The organism is Actinoplanes sp. NPDC051343 (assembly GCF_044455125.1).
In the GTDB taxonomy this organism is placed as follows: domain Bacteria; phylum Actinomycetota; class Actinomycetes; order Mycobacteriales; family Micromonosporaceae; genus Actinoplanes.
The window spans coordinates 244,806-263,843 of record NZ_JBITEL010000002.1 but is presented as its reverse complement, the minus strand read 5'-3'; the positions used below and the strand labels follow the sequence as shown (position 1 = coordinate 263,843).

The following is a 19,038-nucleotide window of genomic DNA, read 5'->3' as shown; positions in this document are numbered from 1 at the left end:
CGCCCCGAACAGTCAACATCCTCAGGAAAGCGCTTGCCCGGGCGAATCCCGCATTTCCGGCATCGCGTGCGTCGTGGCCGCCTTGGACGACCTGCTCGTTCAGCACCGTGCGCGTATCAGGTGACGGACGCTCGGCGACGGCCGGGCCCGCCGGTCAGTCGATGCCTTCGATGATGCGGAAGTCGCGCTCGACGCCGTCGGGGAGGGCCACCAGCGCCTTCTGGTATGCCTCGCTCTCGTATGCCGCGACGGCCTGTTCGAAGCTGTCGAACTCGACCAGAACGACGCGTTGCGTGATTCCGGCTTCGTGGGCGACGACCCGACCGCCACGGGACAGGGTGCGCCCGCCCCCAGCCCGGACAGCCGGACCGGCCAGCTTGTTGTAGGCAGTCAGCCTCTCCGGGTCGGAAATGGCGGGGTAGACACTGACCCAGTAGCCCTTAGCCATGGAAACCTCCGGTGTTCGGCCGGACACGTCCGACATCGAACTGACACTGGGATCGATCGATCCCGGCGACGGGTACTGCGGTCGGTTGAATCGTCATATGCGCAGGTTAGGGCTTGATGTGCGGTCGAGGGAAAGACCGGTACGGGACAGGCTCAGAAAGGATCGTTAGCAATTGACGATCCACCTGGTCCCCCCACGCGAGCAGTCGCCGCTGCACCGCCGCATCCGCGCCGTCGCCAAAAACCTGGCGCACGAGCTGCACTGGCTGCCGGACCGACGCGCAAGAGGTCAAGCGAGACGGACGCCTGCGGGGGCGAGGACCCTGCGCCCGCGGACTTCGCGCTGATGACGACGGCCGTCTTGCTGATTGTCCGACACGACCTCGCTACGCCGGCGGATCAGCATCCGATGACGGCCCCGGATCCGGTCCGAGCCGTACACCGCGGCGACGACGCCGCCCAGCTCGAGATCCCGGCGGATACCGCCCGCCGGGCACGGCGTGCGTCGTTCGTCGAGACGACGACCGCCGGCGTGTCAACGAAGGCAGGCGACTGTCCGCTATCGGTGCGACGAAACTCGCACTGGTTCCGGCAAGCTGGTACCAAGGCGAGATGGCCGACTTCGTCATCCGCAGGTGGGAGCTGGCACACTACGACGGCTTCCAGGCCCCACCGCACGTCCACGAGCGAGGCGACGAGGCCTTCTGCGTCCTCCGCGGCCGCCTCCGCGTCCTGATCGGCGACGCCTGGACCGAACTCGGCCCGGGCGAGCACGCGACCGTCCCGGCCGGCACCGCACACACCTTCGCCACCGCCGACCCGTCCGGCGCCGACGTCCTGGCCGTCATGACCCCCGAGATCGATGCCCTAGTGACCGCCCTCCACACGGCAACGACGGACTCGGAACGCGCCGCGCTCTGGAAGCGCCATCACGCCCACCTGGTGGAGCTGCGCTGACAAGCCGGCGGACCGAGCCCCACGGAACGCCGACCAGGACAACCCGATCCGGCTTCACGACCACAACGAACGCCGGGACCTCGGCCACCCCGACAAGCCAACGGCCCCGACCACAACGACGGACCACCAGCCGCCGCCTCTACCCACCACCGATTGACCGATGGCCACGCCGCCCCGCCGCGACAGACGTATCCCACGCCCTCTCGACCATGCGCCGACCGCGTCGAGGGCCCGGATCAGCGGCTGCGGCGGCTCAGGAGTGAAAGCCCGGCCGCCCCGGCCGCCAGCGCCAGCAGCGAGAGGCTGAGCTGCGTCGGCACAGCCGTCGTCGACACCAGGTCGACCACCCCGAGGGCCAGGAGCGCCAGCAGGCTGACCGCCAGCACGACGGCGGACAGGTGGGCGACGACCGCACGGCGGTCGACCGGGGCGCGGCCGCCGGGCGGCACGCGCAGGCTTTCGGCGTACGCGTCCGACACCCGCACCAGCGACTCCGCGTCGACAATCCCGCTCTCGGCCGTCGTCAGGCGGCGGAGTTCGAGCCGCGCGCGTACGTGCGAAGGCTCGAGCCGAAGCGCCCGGCCGTAAGCCTCGCGGGCGCTGAGCGGCCGTCCGGCCGCGAAAAGCGCCACCCCGTACGCCACCTGGATGTCCGCGTCGTAGTGGGCGAACTCCGCTGCCGCCCCCAGGCTGATCTCGGCCTCGCCCACCCGCCCGGCCGCCAGCAGGGCCCGCCCGAGGCGCTCGGCCAGCCGCGGGTTGCCCGGGTCGTCGGCGCAGCCGGTCCGGGCGGCCGCGATCGCCAGATCGTGCCGGCCGGTCGCCGAGTAGGCGGCGCTGGCCAGGTACAACGACTCCAGCCCACCGGGGTCGAGGCGCAGCGCGGACCGGGCCGCGTCGAGCGCCGCGGCCGGGTCGCCGAGGTCGAGCCGCGCCCGGGCAAGCAGTTGCCAGGCGCCGACGTTGGCCGGTTCCTCGCCGACGACCGGCGTCAGCAGGTGGGCAGCCTTACCGGCGCGGCCGTTCAGCAGCAGGTCGCCGGCCTGGTCGAGGAGTAGGTGGGTACGCACGCCGCCCCAATCGGCCGCCCACGGCCCGATCTGCCGGGCAGCCCCGGTGCGGATCGGTTGCCTCCGCCCGTGGGCGTAAGCCAGCCCACCGGCGCGCAGAGCGAATCCCGCACATCGGGCCGCCGGGCGTAAGCCGCAGGGGGTAGGCCCGAATGAGTAAGCCGCAGAGCGTAAGCGCAGAAGACTCGGCCGCCGCGAGTAAGCCGCAGAGCGTAGGTGCCCGAGGGAGAGTAGGCCTGCGCGAGCAAGCCGCCTAGCGTCGACCGCAGGGCGCTGCGGGCACATGCGCCACAGGGCCACCTGTGCGGCATAGTGATCGCCATGGCTTACGGAGTGGTGCTCCTGCCCGACGCGCGGACCGCCCGCGCCCTGACCGAGCTCTCGCACGCCATCGGCCACGGTGCCCGGCCACTCAACCAGCTGGGTGACCACGCCCCGCCGCATGTCTCCGTCCTGCACTTCGACGTCCCCGGCGAGCGGGACGCCGAGATCGCGGAGCACGTGAGCCGAAACCCTGTGAAGCTGACGGTCAAGGTGATCGGCCTGCTCTACGTGCCGGTCCCGGAGGGCGACTACTACGTTCCGACCGGCGGCATCTACTTCGGTGTCGAGGTCGTCCGCCGCCCGGACCTGGACGCCCTGCACCGCGAGTACCTGGAGTTCGGCGCCGCACGCGGCATGGCCCCGTTGGGTGCGGTCGGCGCCGACTACCGGCCCCACATCACGCTGGGTGTCGCCGGGGTGCAGCCGGCTCTTCCGCCGCTCGACATGATGCCGCTCGGCGAGCTGTCCATGACGTTGGCGAGCGGGCCGATCGGGCCCTTCGGCACCTTCCCCACGCTCGGCGCGGATGGCGCAGGTCACAGGTCGGACGCTTAAGCCAACCGTTTCGCAACCGATCTGGGCGGTTGCAAATGTGGAGCGAAGGGAGTTGCGAGATGACCACGCGAATCGGATCCGACGACGGTCACCGCTGGGACTCGCACAACGCATGGGTGCACCTGCGCAAGGACTGGCAGCAGCTGTCGGTCGACGCGCTCGCCAACGCCGATGCCCGGGTGATCGCCGCCGACAAGGCCGCCGTCGTGGAGAGCCGCCGGCAGATCGCCCACGTGCAGGGCTCGCACCTGGTCGACGTCACGGTCTAGGGAAGCGTCACCGCTCGGGACAGACGTCTCCGCCCACGGAAAACGTCACCGCCCAGGGAAAGGCGTCACCTCCCACGACGCGTGATCGCCCAGGACAGGCGCGATCGCCCAGGACAGGCGTCATCCGCCCGAAGGCGTCACCACCCAGGGCAGACGTCTTTGCCCAGGGCAGGCGTCAGGGTCGGGGAAAGGCGGCACGCTTCTGGCAATCGGCCGCCGGCGGCCCGGGGCGACCCTTCGGATGCTGTGGAGACCCTATGAATAGGGTGGCCGCATGCGTTTCTCCGGGATCGACGACCTGCTCGCCCACGACGACCTCGGCGTCAGCGACTGGCATGAGGTCGACCAGGGCCGCATCGACCGGTTCGCCGAGGTGACCGGCGACCGGCAGTGGATCCACGTCGACCCGGAGCGGGCCAGGCGCGAGGGACCGTTCGGCGGCACGATCGCCCACGGTGCGCTCACTCTGTCGCTGTGCATGACCTTTCTGACCCAGGTCGTTCAGGTCGACGGTGTCACCTTCGTGGTCAACGGGGGCTTCGACCGGGTGCGGTTTCAGGCTCCGGTGCGGGCCGGGGACCGCCTGCGAGGTTCCGTACGCCTCGTGCAGTCGCGCCGGCTCGGTGACGGCGCCCGGATCGTCGTGCGCACCCGCGCCGAGATCGACGGGGGGACCAAGCCTGCCTGCATCGCCGACCAGGTGCTGGCCCTGTACTAGCGGGCGCGCTCAAGTCGGGCCGTGCGGTGCCGATGGCAGGACGTGTCGGCACGGCGGAACGCATGGCGCTGGTGGGCCGGGGCTAGTGCCCTGGCGACCATCGGGTACTTCCTGCTGCCCCGCGACACCGCCCCGCAGCGGCTGACCTTCGCCGCGTTCGGGCTCGTCTGCGCCGTCGCGGTGGTCGCCGGCGTGCGGCTGCACCGGCCGCGCCGCTCCGGCGTCTGGTACTTCTTCGCCGCCTCCGGCCTCACGACCACGGTCGCCAACGCGATCGTGGCCGGCTACCAGGAGCAGCACGGGAACGTGCCGTACCCGTCGACCGCCGACCTTTTCTACACCTTGACCTATCCGATGATGGCGATCGGCCTGCTCGCGATGCTGCGGGCCCGGCAGGGCCGCAACGTGGCCGGGCTGCTCGACGCCGCCATGGCGACCACCGCGATCGGGCTGGCGTTCTGGGTGTTCGTGCTGCACCCGGTGGCCGCCGGGTCCGGTGCCTCGGTCGCGCAGCGGATCCTCGGCACCGAGTACCCGTGCTGGGACGTTCTGCTCGTCGCCCTGCTGGCCCGGCTCTACCTGGGCGGTACCGGACGGATCACGACCAGCGACCGCCTGCTCGGCCTCGCGGTGACGCTGCTGACCGCCGGGGACGCGACGTTCGCGCTGGTCTCGCTGCACCACCCGGCGTACGGGATCTGCAGCCTCATCTGGCTGCCCGCCTACGCCCTGTTCGCCGCGGCCGCCCTGCACCCGTCGATGAGCGAGGCGGCCGGTGCTGCCCGCGAGCGCGACCAGGCCCGCGTAGGCCCGGCGCGCCTGGCCCTCCTGGCCGCCTCGTCCCTGTCGACGAGGGCCGCATCCGGGCCGTCGAGGCGCTGATCCGCTGGGAGCACCCGGAGCGGGGCCTGGTCAGCCCGGTCCAGTTCGTGCCGGTCGCCGAACAGAACGGCCTGATCGTCGAGCTGGGCGCCTGGATCCTGCAGACCGCCTGCGCCCGCCTGGGCGCGTGGCGCGCCGAGCTGGGCGACCGCGCCCCCGAGCAGGTCTCGGTCAACGTCTCGGCCCGCCAGCTGGCCCGCCCCGACTTCGCGGCCGGCGTCGCCGAGACGCTGGCCGTCACCGGACTGCCCGCCGGGTGCCTGACGATCGAGGTCACCGAGACCGCGGTCTTCGAGGGCGGGCAGGCGGTCACCGCGCTGCACGAGCTGCGGGCCCTGGGCGTACGGATCGCGCTCGACGACTTCGGCACCGGCCACTCGTCGCTCGGCCTGCTGCAGACCGTCCCGGTCGACACCCTCAAGGTCGACAAGTCGTTCGTCGACCGCATCACCGAGGCCGGCCGCCACGCCGTCATCGCCGAAGCCCTGATCCAGGTCAGCGCCGGGCTGGGCCTGACCGCGGTCGCCGAGGGCGTCGAGACGGCCGAGCAGGCGGCCGCCCTCTACCGGCTCGGCTATCGGCTGCTGCAGGGCTACCACTACGGACGCCCGGTTGCCGACCCCGATTTCGACCTGGTCCGCGCCACCGTCGCGGCGGGCGGCCTGAAGATCACGCCTCCGGCGGGATGAGCAACGGGTGGCGGCGGTCGTGCGAAGCGGACACGTCGGCCATCGCACGACGGTAGGCGGCGCAGCTCAGACGGCCGGAGCGTAGCTGCGCCTGTAGGTCGTTGCACGCGCGTACGCTCGCCTCGTGACCGACCCACCGGCCGGCGGCCGGAGTCTCGGGGTGACCAGCACTGATCTGGCCCGCACCGATCTGGCCGGCAGCGAGCGACCCGGCCATGCCCGGCCGCGCCGGCGGCGCCGAGAACGGTCCCCGGTCGAGAGCCACCGCAGCAGCCACGCTCGCGAGCAGCAACATGCTCGCGATCACCAGGACTACCTCCATGTCCGGCCCCACCTCCGGTGACAGCATCGCTCGCCCGCGCAAATGCGGCCAGGGCCGAAAGGCCGGGAACGCCCCGCGCGTCAGATGACCCAAATCGGATGACCCGGCCGAGCCGTTTCTGAACCTTCCGGCGCTCGTTTCCGTTCCCCCGGTCGTGCAGCCGATCGACCTCGACACCCCGGCACCCGAGCCCGACGCCGGGACTGTCGACACCGCCGGCAAAAAGGCCGGAACCTCACGTGTACGCGCTGTGCTCGACAGCCGGGCCCTGACGGTGCTGGCCTGCCTCCTGGTCTTCGCCGCGCTGATCTTCCCGAACGTGTTGTCCCGCCTGACCGTGCCCGGCTTCGCGCGCATCCCGGTGGAAGGCGCGATCCTGCTCGGCCTGCTGGTCGTGCTGCCACCGAAGGCCCGGCGCGTGGTGGCCGTCGTCGCGGGCGTCCTTCTCGGCTGGCTGGTCGTCGAGAAATGCCTGGACATCGGCTTCTTCGACGAGCTGAACCGGCCGTTCGACCCGGTGCTCGACTGGGTGCTGTTCGACGACGCCTACAACTTCGTGGCCGACTCGTACGGCCGGGCGGCGGCGATCGGTGCCGTCGCCGCCATCGGGCTGCTGGTCGTGATCGTGATGGCGCTCTGCACGTGGGCGCTGCTGCGGCTCGGCCGGCTGGTCGGCGCGCACCGGAAGGCGTCCGCGTTCACGGCCGGCGGCGTCGCGCTGGCGTGGGTGCTCGCGTTCTCCACCGGGTTGTCGCTCGCCGCGTCGGTGCCGGTCGCGGCGCGCAGCACCTACACGTACGCCTTCGACCGCGTGCGGCAGGCGCAGGCGGGGCTGAAGGACGAGGCCGCTTTCCAGAAGGAAGTGCAGGTCGACGCGTACCGGAACACGCCCGCGGACCGGATGCTGACCGCCTTGCGCGGCAAGGACGTGGTTTTCACCTTCGTGGAGAGCTATGGCCGCAGTGCGGTCGAGGCGCCCGGCCTGGCGCCCGAAATCGATCAGGTTCTGGACAACGGCACGGCGTCCCTGAAGGCTTCCGGGTTCGCCTCCGCAAGCGGATGGCTCACCTCCCCGACGTACGGCGGGGGAAGCTGGCTGGCCCACTCCACCTTCGAGTCCGGGCTGTGGATCAACAACCAGCAGCGCTACCGCGACCTCGTCTCCTCCGACCGCATGACGTTGACCAGCGCATTCAAGAGGATCGGCGTGCACACCGTGAGCGTCATGCCGGGCACCACCAAGGCGTGGCCGGAGGGCAAGTTCTACGGCTACGACACGGTGTGGGACTCGCGCAACCTCGGCTACGCCGGCCCCCGCTTCAGCTGGGCACCGATGCCCGACCAGTACACGCTCGAACAGCTCAACAAGATCGAGTACCAGGTGCCGGGCCGCAAGCCGCTGATGGTCGAGATGCCGCTGGTCTCCAGCCACACCCCGTGGGCCCCGATCCCGGACTACCTGCCGGACTGGAACCAGATCGGCGACGGCTCGGTCTACACGAAAATGGTCGCCGACGGCACCAGGCCGGGGTCACTCTGGTCGGACAGGAAACAGGTCCGTCTGGAGTACGGTAAGTCGATCGTGTACACGTTGACGACACTCATCAACTGGGTCGAGAAGTACGGCGACAAGAACCTGGTCATGGTCTTCCTCGGCGACCACCAGGCCTCCCCGATCGTCTCCGGCGACGGTGCGAGCCACGACGTCCCGGTCGCGATCGTCGCCCACGACCCGGCGGTCCTGCAGGCGATCGGCGGCTGGGGCTGGGACGACGGCCTGCGGCCGTCGACGAAGGCCCCGGTGTGGCCGATGAGCGACTTCCGCGACCGGTTCTTCAGCGCGTTCGGCAGCACACCGCAACCCTGATGGGCCTGTTGCCGCGCTCGACCCCGGCCACCGAGGGCATCGCGCCGCACGGGATCGCGGCACTGCTCGACCGGCTACCGGAGGAATGCCACTCGCTGATGGTGGTGCGGCACGGGCACGTCGTCGCGGAGGGCTGGTGGGCGCCGTTCTCGGCGTCCCGGCCCCACCTGCTCTATTCGCTGACCAAGTCGTTCACCGGGGTGGCGGCCGGTATCGCGATCGGCGACGGCCTGCTCTCCCTGGACACCCGGCTCGGCGACGTCCTTCCCGCCTACGACAGCGCGCTGACGGTCGAGCACCTGCTGACGATGACGGCCGGCCACGCCGGCGACAGCCTGGCCGAGGCCTGGACGCTGGAACCGCACGACCTGGTCCGAGGCTTCCTGCGGGTGCCGTTCCCCCACCCGGCCGGCACCCGGCACGCGTACGACAACGCGACAAGCTTCGTCCTGGCCCGCATCGTGGAGCGGGTCACCGGCCGCAGCCTGCCCGACTTCCTCGACGAGCGCCTCTTCGCCCCGCTGGGCATCGCCGGCGCCGAATGGGACCGGGTGGCCAGCGGCGAAACCTTCGGCTTCCACGGGCTGCACCTCACCACCGAGGCGATGGCGGCCTTCGGCGAACTACTCCTCCGCGGCGGCCGCCGGCTCATCCCCCGCGACTGGCTGGTGCGGGCGACGACCCGCCGCGTCGAGACGCTCCAGTTCGAGGACGGGTCCCGCACGATCGACCACCTTCAGGGGTACGGATATCACCTGTGGATGTCCCGCCACGGTTACCGAGGTGACGGTGCGTTCGGGCAGTTCTGCCTGGTGATCCCGTCGCACGACCTGGTCGTGGCGGTGACCGCCGCGACCCCGCACGGGCAGGCCGTGCTGGACGCCGTCTGGGACTGCCTCCTGCCGGCCGTCGACGTCGCAGCACCGGACGACCCGTCCCTGCCGCTGCGGCTCCAGCGACTGTCACTTCCGCTCGTGACCGGCGACCACGCCCCGGACCGTCCCGCCCGGGCCAGGATCCCGTCGTGGGGAACGTCGGTGTCGTTGGACCCGGGCCCCGCCAGCTGGCGACTTCGCCTGGAAAACCTGCCCACGGTCCCGTCACCGGCCCCGCACCCGGCCGGCTGGCTGCCGCGACTCGAAATCCCGCCCGCGGCCGGCCGGTCGCCGCGATCCGAAAACGCGCCATGCCCCACCTCGCCGGTCAACTCGGTCGACATCGAGATCGGCCATCGGGAGTGGCGCGAAAGCTCGCCCCTGGGCCGCCCGGTGGTGGCCACGGGCGCCTGGCAGGGCAATATCTTCGTCGCCGACCTCTACGTCATCACCGGCCCGCACCGCCTCCGGCTGACCATCGACGGCCCAGTTGCGTCGGCGACCTGGAACCTGGTCCCGCTGACCGGCCCCAACCTGCTCAACCAGCTCCGCTCACCCCTGATGACAAGGCCGGACGTCGGTTGAGCCGCGCCGGACGCAGTTAGCCCGGAGACCCGGACGCGGTATGCCCGCAACCACGCGCGCACTCAGCCCGCGGGCCCAGCCGCGCTAGGCGTAGGGGCCCGGGCGGTCCCATCCGGCGGGCAGGGCGGGCTGCGGCCAGGTTGGATCCGGGCGGAAGTCGGTGCCGGTGCCGTCGAACGGGTAGGCGCCGGCCTCGATGAGCTTGATGACGCGCTCCCCCTCGGCGCGGATCTCGTCGGCGCCGGCCCGGTCGAAGTAGTGCGGCTGCCCGATCCGGTCGGCCAGTTCGTCCTCGTCCTTCCACACCCAGGAGCGGTCGGGCGCCACCACGACGTCGAGCACCAGGTCGGTCGCGTCGACGCCCTCCTCCTGACGGGTGTGCGGTGTCTCGAGGTTGACGTACCACCCGGCGAACTCGCCCCGCCGGAAGAACCACCACACGGAGTGCGCGGCCCCGGGCGGCATCAGGATCAGGACGTCCTTGTCGCCCCACGTCTTGCGAACCAGCCGCGGCCCACGCATCTCGCCCAGCGGCATCGCGTGGAGGGTGCGGTTGTCCTCGTCCTCCAGGCCGGCGACCTCGGTGCCGGCCCGCATCCACAGGAGTAGTCCCTCGTCGTCGTCCCGGACCACGACCATCGGCTTCACGAAGCTGTAGGTGGAGGCGCGGACGTAGCGCCGCAGCACTACCTGCCCCGGAGCGAAACGCACGGACGGCACGCTAGCGCATCCCGATGACATGTTGACTGAATCAATGTTGACGCGGTGACGCGGCAATCAACATGTCAATGTTGCTGCGCAATGCAGCAGGCGACACCGAACGTCGGGGCGCCATGCCGAACGACACCGAGCGTCTGACCCACGCCGAGCGACGTCAACCATCCGATGCCAGGACGGACGACGCCGATCACCGGCCGCCGGAGCGAACGGCGTCGATCATCTGGCGCCAGGCTGAGCGGCGTAGGCCTCGGGGCATGCGCCGGGCGTGGCGGTTGGCCGGGTCGCTCTCGTGCGGGCGGGCGCGGAGCCGGGCGGGTACCCACGGGCCGCCGGTCCGGAAGAGGCCGCCCGCCAGCGGTTCGGCCTTGACGGCGCGGCGGAGCAGCGGGACGTAGCCGGGGCCGAACCAGCACCAGGACGGCGGCGACGGGGGCAGGCCCAGCCAGTCGCCGAGGGCGGCCAGATACGGTTCCGGCGGGTCGGTGGGCGGGCCGACGAGCGTACGGCCGTCCAGCAGCAGGCCGCCCGCGACCGACGCCGAAATGTAGACCGTGGCCGGGCCGGCGAGCGCCGGCGCGAAGCGCCGCACCCGCTCGTCGTCGGGACCGGTCTCGACGTCCAAGCTGTGCGAGACCGTCAGGCCCCACTTCGGACCCGGGGGTGCGGCCACCGACGCGTGGTGCACCGGCGGCGAGCCGATCATGAACAGGAACTGGTCGGACGACGCGTACGCCGCAAGCAGGCCCTGCTCGCCCGCCCGGCCGAAGCGGCCGCGCAGCGGCTCCGTGTCGCCGAACCGCACCGGGAGCGCCTCGGGCAGGTGGGCGCGGGCGGCCGTCAGCCAGCGGGGCACGATCGGTGCCGCCCCGGGCCGCTCGTAGATCCGGACCGTGAGGACGTCGAGTTCGCGTTCTCCCACGTCAGCGAGCCTAGCCCGGTGGATCATGACATCCGGCACGGATCCGGGGCATCGAGGTCGATTAACGTTCCGGGCATGGATACACCGATCTTCACCGGTCGTAACGGGGCCGCCTGGTACGTCAGCCTGCTCGGCGGCGTCAAGATGCGCGGCCGGTGGCGGATGCCGAAGGACATGGTCGTGGTCACGCCGATCGGCGGGGCCAACCTCGACCTCGACGAGGTGGAACTGCCCGCGGGCGAAACGCCGATCCTGACCAAGGTCTCGCTGGTCGGCGGGGTGTCGCTGCAGGTGCCGCCGGAGCTCGAGGTCCGGGTGGAGGGCTTCCGGCTGTTCGGTGGGGTACGGGTCGAGCCGGGCGCCAGCGATCCGGGCACAGTGCTCAGGGTGCGCGAATACAGCCTCGCCGGCGGGGTGCACGTGACCCGGACACGGTAGAAACAGTGGATGTTGCTCTACCTGGACTGCGACACCGGCATCGACGACGCGCTCGCCATCGGGTTGCTGCTGGCCCACGACGACGTCCGCCTGATCGGAATCGGAACCGTCAACGGCAACACCTCGGCGGTGCAGGCCGCCGCGAACACGGCCGGCCTGCTCGCGCTGGCGGGACGCGCCGACATTCCGGTCGCGGTCGGGGTGGGTGAGCACCATGACGGGGCGCACCACGTGCACGGCGACAACGGCGTCGGCGGGGTGGTGCTGCCCGAAGGCCGCCCGCACGACCCTCGCACGGCCGCCGGCCTGCTCGTCGACCTGGCGCGGGAGCACGCCGGGGCGCTGCACGTTCTCGCCACCGGGCCGTGCACCAATCTCGCGGCGGCGCTGCGCGCCGAGCCGCGGCTCCCCGACCTGGTCGCCTCGGTCACGGTCATGGGCGGCGCTCTACGCGTACGCGGGAACGTGAACCCGCACGCCGAGTTCAACATCGCCGTCGACCCGGCGGCGGCCGCGGCCGTGTTCGCGGCCGGCTGGGCGGTAACGCTGGTGCCGCTCGACGTGACGCTGGATCATCGGTGGACGACCGGCGACTGGCAGCGGCTGGGCGGTTCGCCGCTCAACGACGCGCTGCACGAGATGCTGCCGGTCTACTTCGACGCCTACGAGACCCGGTTCGAGGAGCGCGAGATCGCGCTGCACGACCCGTTGGCGGCGGCCGTTGCGGTCGGTGACGTGACCCCCGGCGACGCTCCGCTGCTCAAGCTGGGCGTCGACCCGGCGACGGGCCGGGTCGTTCAGGAGGCGGGCGCGGGTCCGCGCGTACGCGTGGTGCTGTCGCTGACCGCCCCGGCCGGACCGGCGATGCTGGATCGTCTGCTCCGCGGCGCAGGCGCCGGCCCGCAGGCCGCGTCGCCGGAGGGACGGCAGCCGGCCGGGTCATGACCTCGCGGCCGGTGACACGCAACCGGTCCGCACCGGCCGCCCCGAGGCCGTAGCAATTGTCGAGCCGGACTGGCCGTCCGGTGTGGGTGAGCGCCCGTTCGGGCGTACGCGAACAGGGACTTACCCGGCAACACCCGCCGCGTCACCATTATCCCCAGCGTGCGACATTCGGGATTTTGGGAGCGTAGTGGTGAACATCGGGAATGACCGCCTCGCCCTGGTGGTCACGGTCGATCGCCATGACGACCCGGGGCTCCGCGACCTCGCCGCGCCCTCGGCGGACGCGGCGGCACTGGCCGAGGTGCTCGGCGACGAGAGCCTCGGCGGGTTCCGGATGGAGTTCCTGCACAACCCGACGTCCTGGACGACGTGCGAGAAGATCGACGCGCTGCTCGCCGACCGGCGGCCGTCCGACCTGGTGCTGTTGCACTTCTCCGGCCATGGACTCAAGGATCTGGACGGCGAGCTCTACCTGGCGGCGACCAACACCGTGCCGGACCGGCTCGCGTCGACCGCGGTCGAGGCGGCCTGGATCAGCCGGATGATGCAGCGCAGCCGGGCCCAGCGCGTCGTGCTGCTGCTGGACTGCTGCTACGGCGGGGCATTCGAACGTGGCGTACTCGCGCGAGCCGACGCGCGGATCGACGTCGGTGACCGGTTCCGCCCCGCACGCCTCGGTGAGAGCCGGGGCCGCGTGGTCATCACGGCGTCGACAGCGATGGAGTACGCGTTCGAGGGCGCCGGAGTCAGCGAGGGGCGGCCGGCGCGGCCGTCGGTCTTCACCGCGGCCCTCGCCGAAGGCATCCGCACCGGCGAGGCGGACCGGGACCGGGACGGTTTCATCGCGCTCGACGAGCTGTACGACTACGTGTACGACCGGGTGCGCGAGCGGTCGGGGCATCAGACGCCGTGCAAGTGGGAGTTCGGAACCCGGGGTGACCTTTACGTCGCCCGCAGCCCGTTCAAGCCGGACAGCGTCGTGTCGCTGCCGCCGGAGTTGCTCAATCTGGTCGCGCATCCGTCGGCCGCGGTCCGGCTGGCGGCGGTGCACGAGCTGGCGGCGGTGGGCGACGGCGGCCGGGAAGTCGCGCACGGCGTGCTGAGGCGCCTGGCGGACGACGACAGCCGTACGGTGTCGGCCGCGGCCGCGGAAGCCCTCGGGAGCAGCCCGGACCGACCGGCGCCGATCGACGACCCGCAGCCGGCCGAGCAGCCACTCCAGCCGGCGGAGGGCGCCGCGGCGCGGGCGACCCCGGTTCGACGGCGGATGGTGCGGTCCGGTGCCGGGGCGGGGCTGGCACTCCTGGTCGCGGTCGTCGCCGGAGTGACGGTCAACGCGCGCGGCGACGAACGTCCTCCCGGCGGCGGCCGGCCGGCCGCGACTCCGGCGGCCGTTGCGAGCGGCCACGCCGCGACTCCCGGCAGCAGCGTTGCCGGGGCGAAGGTCGATCGGATGCCGGTCTCGGCGGCGGTACCGGTCCGGCCGGCCGTGCTGGGGCGGATCAAGGTCGGACGGGAACCGGAAGGCCTCGCGGTCTCGCCGGACGGTCACACCGTTTACGTGGCGGACCAGGGCTCGCACGAACTGTTCCTGGTCGACCCGGTGCGGCACCTCGTCCGGGCCAGGGTGACGCTTCCTTTCGTGCCGCGCTTCGTCGCGTTGTCGAGCGACGGCACGCAGGCCTATGTCGCGATGTACAACGACGACATCACGGGCAGCGGCGTGGCGATCGTGGGCACCCGTACGCACGTGCTGGAGGCGGTCGTGCCCACCGGACCGATGCCGTTCGCGCTGGCGGTCGCGCCGGACGACCGGGTCTGGGTGCCGATCCACCGGGCCGATCGGGTTCAGGTCATCGACCCGGCGAGCCGGCACATCGTCGCCGACATCCGCGTGCCGCCGAGCCCGCACGCGGTCGCCTTCGGCGGAGAGGCCGCCTACATCGCGGACCATGAGACGAACGCGGTCTCGCCGATAGACCGGGCGACGGGCCGGGTGCGGGGGCCGATGCCGGCCGGGCACAGCCCGCATCATCTGGCCCTGACCGACGACGGGAGCACCGCGGTGGTGGCCGACTACGACGGTGACACCGCCACGATCATCAGCCTGGGGTCCGGGAAGGCGCGGGCGACCGTGCGGGTCGGGCATCATCCGCAGAGCGTCGGCATCGGGGGCAACCGGATCGCGGTCGTCAACGAGGGCGGCGACTCGGTGACGGTGCTGGATCTGCCCGACGGGAAGAAGGTGGCGACGCTGAAGGTCGGGCGGAGCCCGCGGTCGATCGCGGTCGCGCCCGACGGCCGCACCGCCTACGTCAGCGACGGCGGCGAGGGGGCGGTCGAAGCGATCCGGCTCGGCTGACGCGACCGGTTCAGATCGGCGGCCGACTGCTCTCGAACGCCGCGGCCACCCGCAGGGTCAGGGCGTCCGACCAGCGGGGACCCATCACCTGCAGCCCGATCGGGAGACCGGCCTCGTCGGTGCCGGCCGGGACCGAAGTGGCCGGGAGGCCGGCCAGGTTGGCCGGAAGGCAGAGGGTGCACCAGTCGTCGAAGAACGGGTCGACCGGGCGCCCCTCGATGGTCTCGGGGCGCAGCCGGCCGACCGGGAATGCGGTCATCTGCATCGTCGGCGTGACCAGGACGTCGTATCGGGAGAAGAAGCCGGCCCAGGCCGCGGAGTAGGCGTTCCGCTCGTGCAGCGCATCGACGTAGGCCCCCGCGGTGATCGTGGCGCCGGCTTGAACGATCGCGGCCGTCCCGTCGGACATCCGGGAGCGCCACGACGCCAGCAGCGGGCCCTCGGAGGCGTAGCCCTCGGCCAGCGCGACGGTGTTCCAGAGTGCGGTCGGGTCGCCCAGGCCGGGCGCGGCCGGGATCAGCTCGGCGCCGAGGGAGGCCAGCCGCGCGACCGCCGCGGCGAAAGCGGCGCGGACCGAGGGGTCGACCGGCGCGAAGCCCAGGTCGGCCGAGTAGGCGATGCGCAGACCGGCCAGCGTGCCCGGTGAGACGGCCGCGCCGGTCACGTCGCCCACGTCTACGGGGACGGTCGTGTCGTCAGCGGCGGACGGGCCGGCGATCACCGACAGCATCAGGGCGGCGTCGCGGACCGAGGTGGCGAGCGGGCCGTCGACCGACAACGACTTCCAGCCCTTGAATCCGGGTTCCTTCGGCACCAGGCCGAACGACGGTTTGTGGCCGACCACGCCGCAGAAGCTCGCCGGGATGCGGATCGAGCCGCCGCCGTCGGTGCCGAGGGCCAGGTGGGTCAGGCCGGCCGCCACCGAGGCGCCCGCTCCCCCGCTCGAGCCGCCCGGGGTGCGCGAAAGGTCGCGGGGGTTGCGGGTCAGGCCGAAGACCAGGTTGTCGGTGACGCCCCGGTAACAGAACTCCGGGTTGTTGGTCTTGCCGACGATCACGGCTCCGGCGTCGCGCAGCCGTTGCACGGCCACGCAGTCCTCGGGCGGCACGAAATCGGCGTAGGCCAGGGACCCGTTGGTGGCGCGTACGCCGGCAAGCCAGATGTGGTCCTTCACCGTGACCGGCACGCCTTCGAGGGGCCCGCCCGCGCCCCGCGCGAGGCGGCGGTCCGAGGCCTCGGCCGACGCCAGCGCCGACGACGCCAGGACCTCGGTCATCGCGTTGAGATCGGGCTGCCGGCGGGCGATCGCCGCCAGCGCGGAAGAGACCACGTCGACGGCGGTGGCCCGGCCGCCGCGGAGGGCGGCGGCCAGGGCGTACGCGTCGGCAAAGGTCATTCCTGCGGCCGCGCGTGCGCGTCGGCCAGCCGCTCGAGCTGCGCCGCCTCACGGTCGGCGATCACCGTCTCCGCCTGGACGTCGATCGTGCGGGCGAGCAGCCAGTAGAGGAGGCCGGCGACCGGGAGCCCGATGAAGAACGAGATGTCGGCGCCCCCCATCGCATCGGCCACGAACCCGGTGTATTTGCTGGTGCTCAGGAACGGCAGCATCGCGCCGAAGCCGACCAGGTAGGAGACGATGCCCCGCCAGCCCCAGCGGCCGTAGAGGCCGCGCGGGTTGAAGATCTCGGCGATCGCGTAGTGGCCGCGCCGGACGACGTAGTAGTCGACCAGGTTGACCGCGGTCCACGGGACGAACAGGTAGAGGACCAGCAGCAGGAAGTCCTCGAAGTTGGTCAGGAAGTCGGCGCCGATCAGCAGTGCGGGCACCAGCGAGAGCACCGCCGTGAAGACGATCGTGACGATGCGGACGGTGCTGGTCGGGCGGATGCTGCGGAACGAGTCGGCGGCCGAGATCAGGGTGAGGGAGCCGCCGTACATGTTGAGGGCGGTGACCGACACCAGGCCGAGCATCGCGAAGACGAGCACGATCCCGCCGAAGCCGTGGAACACGCGGTCGCCGGCCTGACGGAGCGAGCTGACGGTGTCGAAGTTGTCGCCGGCCCACGAGGCGAGTGCGGCGCCCAGGCACATCAGCCAGATGCCGCCGAGCGCCGAGCCGAAGTAGGTCCAGAGGAACGTGCGCTTGATGCCGACCGTCGGCGGCAGATAGCGCGAGTAGTCGGAGACGTAGATGGCCCAGCTGATCTGGTAGCCGGCGACCGCGCCGAACTGCACCAGGAACGGGGTGGCGTGGAAGCCGCCGAGGTCGAACGAGCCGGCCGGGTAGGGCAGCAGGAACACCGCGATCGTGAGGATGCCGAAGATGACCAGGAAGCCGGCCGACAGCCAGCGCTCGACCGAGTGGATGAGGTCGTAGCCGATCAGGGCGACGACGGCCGCGAGCACGGTCGCGATGACGATCCAGACCTTGGCCGGGCCGTGCACGGTGGCGTGCAGCGAGTCGCCGGCCAGGATCGTGTTGAAGATGTTGAAGCCGGCGTACTGCAGGTAGGCGAAGGCCCAGACCAGCAGCGCGCCGACGTAGCCGAACTGCGGCCGCGACTGGATCATCTGCGGCAGGCCGAGTTGCGGGCCCTGCGCGGCGTGGAACGCCATGAAGAACGTGCCGAGCAGGGCGCCGAGGACGATCGCGAGCAGCGACCAGATCAGGTTGCCGCCGCCGATCGCCGAGAACGTGCCGACCGCCAGGGTGGCGATCTGGGCGTTGCTCATGAACCAGAGCGGGCCCTGGCTCCACACCCTGCCGTGCCGTTCGTCGAGCGGCACATAGTCGATGGACCGTACTTCCACTCCGGCGATCGATGCCATCGGTCACGCCTCCCTGGCCATCACACTCACGAGTTCGTATGCGACATGCGCGGCCGCGATCCCGGTGATCTCGGCGTGGTCGTAGGCCGGCGCCACCTCGACGATGTCGGCGGCGACGACGTTGGAGAGGGTCCGCAGCATGGCGAGCAGCTCGCGGCTGGTCATGCCGCCCGCCTCGGGTGTGCCGGTGCCCGGCGCGAAGGCGGGATCGAGCACGTCGATGTCGACCGACACGTACACCGGTGCCGAACCGAGCCGGGACGTCATGCGCGAGACGGCGGCGGCCAGGCCGTCGCGCTCGATCTCGGCACAGTGGATCGCCAGGAAGCCGAGCCGGGCGCTGTCCGCGAGGTCGGAGGAATCGTAGAGCGGCCCCCGGATCCCCACGTGGACGCTGTGCTGAAAGTCGAGAAGGGACTCCTCGGCGGCCCGGCGGAAGGGCGTCCCGTGCGTGTAGGGCTCACCGAAATAGGTGTCCCAGGTGTCGAGGTGGGCGTCGAAGTGCAGCACCGCGACCGGCCCGTGCACGGCGTGCACGGCCCGCAGCAGCGGCAGGGCGACGGTGTGGTCGCCGCCGAGCGCCAGCAGCCGGCGCCCGCCCGCGAGCAGGGCGGAGGCCGCCGCCTCGATCTGCCCGATCGCCGACGCGATGTCGAACGGATTGCAGGCGATATCGCCGGCATCGGCCACCTGCTGCACCCCGAAGGGCGCGACTCCGAGCGCCGGGTTGAAGGGACGCAGCAGCCGCGAGGACTGCCGGATATGGGCGGGACCGAATCGCGCGCCCGGCCGGTAGCTGACCCCGGAGTCGAACGGCACCCCGGCGATGACGACGTCCGCGGAATCGAGGGAGGACAACGTCGGCAGCCGGGCGAAGGTCGGCGGCCCGGCAAACCGGGGCACCATGGTCGCATCGACCGGACCGACGGCCTTATCGGTGGACACTCGGGGCAATTCGTCCATCGACGACCACCTCTCCACGACGATGATCGAACCGTAGACCCGAGGTGCGCCACGAATCAATGGGCTGCGGATTCAGTTGTGCGGACCTCGCGGAGGACAAGCTTCGTTGGTAGCGTCGCGCCATGACGACGGAATCCGGTGTCGATCGCGTACGGCGGCAAGCGCTCGCGGCGCGCGAGCGTGCCACCTTCGCCGACCGCAACCCGGAGTCGGCCGCGGCCTACGCGGGCGCCGGCCACCTCTTCGGCCAGGTGCCGATGACGTGCAGCGCCACCACGAGGTGTTCGAGGCCGCGCTGAGCG

The 19,038-nt window shown here is 71.6% G+C and carries 20 protein-coding genes; 12 read left to right on the top strand and 8 right to left on the bottom strand.

Annotated elements, in window-relative coordinates; genetic code table 11:
• Positions 1-154 precede the first annotated feature (154 nt).
• On the bottom strand, positions 155-448 hold the full coding sequence (locus ACIA5C_RS07985) for a DUF1330 domain-containing protein (protein ID WP_396053092.1): 294 nt from the start codon (positions 446-448) through the stop codon (positions 155-157).
• A 611-nt stretch (positions 449-1,059) separates the two neighbouring features.
• Between ACIA5C_RS07985 and ACIA5C_RS07980 the strand changes: the two genes are divergently transcribed.
• The gene (locus ACIA5C_RS07980) at positions 1,060-1,404 is read left to right on the top strand and encodes a cupin domain-containing protein (RefSeq protein WP_396052452.1); all 345 of its coding nucleotides are present in this window, start codon (positions 1,060-1,062) and stop codon (positions 1,402-1,404) included.
• A gap of 236 nt (positions 1,405-1,640) precedes the next feature.
• Here the strand turns inward: ACIA5C_RS07980 and ACIA5C_RS07975 are convergent, their stop codons facing one another.
• Positions 1,641-2,474, bottom strand: coding sequence for a tetratricopeptide repeat protein (locus ACIA5C_RS07975; RefSeq protein WP_396052450.1), 834 nt, complete (start codon positions 2,472-2,474; stop codon positions 1,641-1,643).
• A 321-nt stretch (positions 2,475-2,795) separates the two neighbouring features.
• Here ACIA5C_RS07975 and ACIA5C_RS07970 point away from each other — a divergent pair, with 321 nt between their 5' ends.
• From ACIA5C_RS07970 to ACIA5C_RS07950, 5 genes are all read left to right on the top strand, one after another.
• Positions 2,796-3,353: a hypothetical protein gene (locus ACIA5C_RS07970; RefSeq protein WP_396052448.1), complete on the top strand. Its 558-nt coding sequence runs from the start codon at positions 2,796-2,798 to the stop codon at positions 3,351-3,353.
• Positions 3,354-3,412: 59 nt separating this feature from the next.
• Entirely contained in the window at positions 3,413-3,622 is a 210-nt protein-coding gene (locus ACIA5C_RS07965) for a hypothetical protein (RefSeq protein ID WP_396052447.1), read from the top strand.
• A 274-nt stretch (positions 3,623-3,896) separates the two neighbouring features.
• Entirely contained in the window at positions 3,897-4,340 is a 444-nt protein-coding gene (locus ACIA5C_RS07960) for a MaoC family dehydratase (protein ID WP_396052445.1), read from the top strand.
• A 42-nt stretch (positions 4,341-4,382) separates the two neighbouring features.
• The gene (locus tag ACIA5C_RS07955; protein ID WP_396052444.1) at positions 4,383-5,222 is read left to right on the top strand and encodes a hypothetical protein; all 840 of its coding nucleotides are present in this window, start codon (positions 4,383-4,385) and stop codon (positions 5,220-5,222) included.
• Positions 5,201-5,911 (top strand): EAL domain-containing protein, encoded by a 711-nt coding sequence (locus tag ACIA5C_RS07950; protein ID WP_396053091.1) that lies wholly within the window; start codon positions 5,201-5,203, stop codon positions 5,909-5,911. Before ACIA5C_RS07955 ends, ACIA5C_RS07950 begins: the two co-directional genes overlap by 22 nt.
• On the opposite strand, the gene ACIA5C_RS07945 is transcribed toward ACIA5C_RS07950, so the two are convergent.
• The gene (locus tag ACIA5C_RS07945) at positions 5,892-6,233 is read right to left on the bottom strand and encodes a hypothetical protein (RefSeq protein ID WP_396052443.1); all 342 of its coding nucleotides are present in this window, start codon (positions 6,231-6,233) and stop codon (positions 5,892-5,894) included. The genes ACIA5C_RS07950 and ACIA5C_RS07945 overlap by 20 nt on opposite strands.
• Positions 6,234-6,387: 154 nt before the next feature.
• Here ACIA5C_RS07945 and ACIA5C_RS07940 point away from each other — a divergent pair, with 154 nt between their 5' ends.
• Entirely contained in the window at positions 6,388-8,100 is a 1,713-nt protein-coding gene (locus ACIA5C_RS07940; RefSeq protein WP_396052442.1) for a sulfatase-like hydrolase/transferase, read from the top strand.
• Entirely contained in the window at positions 8,100-9,560 is a 1,461-nt protein-coding gene (locus tag ACIA5C_RS07935) for a serine hydrolase domain-containing protein (RefSeq protein WP_396052440.1), read from the top strand. The genes ACIA5C_RS07940 and ACIA5C_RS07935 overlap by 1 nt, the downstream gene beginning before the upstream one ends.
• An 84-nt stretch (positions 9,561-9,644) precedes the next feature.
• Here the strand turns inward: ACIA5C_RS07935 and ACIA5C_RS07930 are convergent, their stop codons facing one another.
• Together ACIA5C_RS07930 and ACIA5C_RS07925 are read right to left on the bottom strand one after the other, a co-directional pair.
• Positions 9,645-10,271 carry a DUF402 domain-containing protein gene (locus tag ACIA5C_RS07930; protein WP_396052439.1) on the bottom strand — a complete coding sequence of 209 codons (627 nt, stop codon included), beginning with the start codon at positions 10,269-10,271 and terminating at the stop codon, positions 9,645-9,647.
• Positions 10,272-10,467: 196 nt separating this feature from the next.
• Entirely contained in the window at positions 10,468-11,199 is a 732-nt protein-coding gene (locus ACIA5C_RS07925) for a hypothetical protein (RefSeq protein ID WP_396052437.1), read from the bottom strand.
• A gap of 75 nt (positions 11,200-11,274) precedes the next feature.
• Here ACIA5C_RS07925 and ACIA5C_RS07920 point away from each other — a divergent pair, with 75 nt between their 5' ends.
• From ACIA5C_RS07920 to ACIA5C_RS07910, 3 genes are all read left to right on the top strand, one after another.
• Entirely contained in the window at positions 11,275-11,637 is a 363-nt protein-coding gene (locus tag ACIA5C_RS07920) for a hypothetical protein (RefSeq protein ID WP_396052435.1), read from the top strand.
• 9 nt (positions 11,638-11,646) lie between these two features.
• Complete coding sequence (locus ACIA5C_RS07915; protein ID WP_396052433.1) at positions 11,647-12,582, top strand: nucleoside hydrolase; 936 nt, start codon at positions 11,647-11,649, stop codon at positions 12,580-12,582.
• A 190-nt stretch (positions 12,583-12,772) separates the two neighbouring features.
• Entirely contained in the window at positions 12,773-14,944 is a 2,172-nt protein-coding gene (locus tag ACIA5C_RS07910) for a caspase family protein (protein WP_396052432.1), read from the top strand.
• 10 nt (positions 14,945-14,954) lie between these two features.
• On the opposite strand, the gene ACIA5C_RS07905 is transcribed toward ACIA5C_RS07910, so the two are convergent.
• From ACIA5C_RS07905 to speB, 3 genes are read right to left on the bottom strand one after another with little or no spacing between them, the layout of a single operon-like run.
• The gene (locus tag ACIA5C_RS07905) at positions 14,955-16,340 is read right to left on the bottom strand and encodes an amidase (protein ID WP_396052431.1); all 1,386 of its coding nucleotides are present in this window, start codon (positions 16,338-16,340) and stop codon (positions 14,955-14,957) included.
• The gene (locus ACIA5C_RS07900) at positions 16,337-17,773 is read right to left on the bottom strand and encodes a purine-cytosine permease family protein (protein WP_396052430.1); all 1,437 of its coding nucleotides are present in this window, start codon (positions 17,771-17,773) and stop codon (positions 16,337-16,339) included. The genes ACIA5C_RS07905 and ACIA5C_RS07900 overlap by 4 nt, the downstream gene beginning before the upstream one ends.
• A gap of 3 nt (positions 17,774-17,776) precedes the next feature.
• A complete protein-coding gene (gene speB, locus ACIA5C_RS07895; RefSeq protein ID WP_396052429.1) occupies positions 17,777-18,736 on the bottom strand; it encodes an agmatinase in 960 nt (319 codons plus the stop codon).
• A gap of 122 nt (positions 18,737-18,858) precedes the next feature.
• Between speB and ACIA5C_RS07890 the strand changes: the two genes are divergently transcribed.
• Positions 18,859-19,035 (top strand): hypothetical protein, encoded by a 177-nt coding sequence (locus tag ACIA5C_RS07890; RefSeq protein ID WP_396052427.1) that lies wholly within the window; start codon positions 18,859-18,861, stop codon positions 19,033-19,035.
• The last annotated feature ends 3 nt before the right edge of the window (positions 19,036-19,038 follow it).

Coding starts and splice junctions, on each gene's coding strand:
- ACIA5C_RS07905 (WP_396052431.1), bottom strand. CDS start 16,340: ATGACCTTTGCCGACGCGTACGCCCTGGCCGCCGCCCTCCGCGGCGGC.
- ACIA5C_RS07970 (WP_396052448.1), top strand. CDS start 2,796: ATGGCTTACGGAGTGGTGCTCCTGCCCGACGCGCGGACCGCCCGCGCC.
- ACIA5C_RS07960 (WP_396052445.1), top strand. CDS start 3,897: ATGCGTTTCTCCGGGATCGACGACCTGCTCGCCCACGACGACCTCGGC.
- ACIA5C_RS07935 (WP_396052440.1), top strand. CDS start 8,100: ATGGGCCTGTTGCCGCGCTCGACCCCGGCCACCGAGGGCATCGCGCCG.
- ACIA5C_RS07985 (WP_396053092.1), bottom strand. CDS start 448: ATGGCTAAGGGCTACTGGGTCAGTGTCTACCCCGCCATTTCCGACCCG.
- ACIA5C_RS07980 (WP_396052452.1), top strand. CDS start 1,060: ATGGCCGACTTCGTCATCCGCAGGTGGGAGCTGGCACACTACGACGGC.
- ACIA5C_RS07890 (WP_396052427.1), top strand. CDS start 18,859: ATGACGACGGAATCCGGTGTCGATCGCGTACGGCGGCAAGCGCTCGCG.
- ACIA5C_RS07945 (WP_396052443.1), bottom strand. CDS start 6,233: ATGGAGGTAGTCCTGGTGATCGCGAGCATGTTGCTGCTCGCGAGCGTG.
- speB (WP_396052429.1), bottom strand. CDS start 18,736: ATGGACGAATTGCCCCGAGTGTCCACCGATAAGGCCGTCGGTCCGGTC.
- ACIA5C_RS07915 (WP_396052433.1), top strand. CDS start 11,647: ATGTTGCTCTACCTGGACTGCGACACCGGCATCGACGACGCGCTCGCC.
- ACIA5C_RS07900 (WP_396052430.1), bottom strand. CDS start 17,773: ATGGCATCGATCGCCGGAGTGGAAGTACGGTCCATCGACTATGTGCCG.
- ACIA5C_RS07920 (WP_396052435.1), top strand. CDS start 11,275: ATGGATACACCGATCTTCACCGGTCGTAACGGGGCCGCCTGGTACGTC.
- ACIA5C_RS07965 (WP_396052447.1), top strand. CDS start 3,413: ATGACCACGCGAATCGGATCCGACGACGGTCACCGCTGGGACTCGCAC.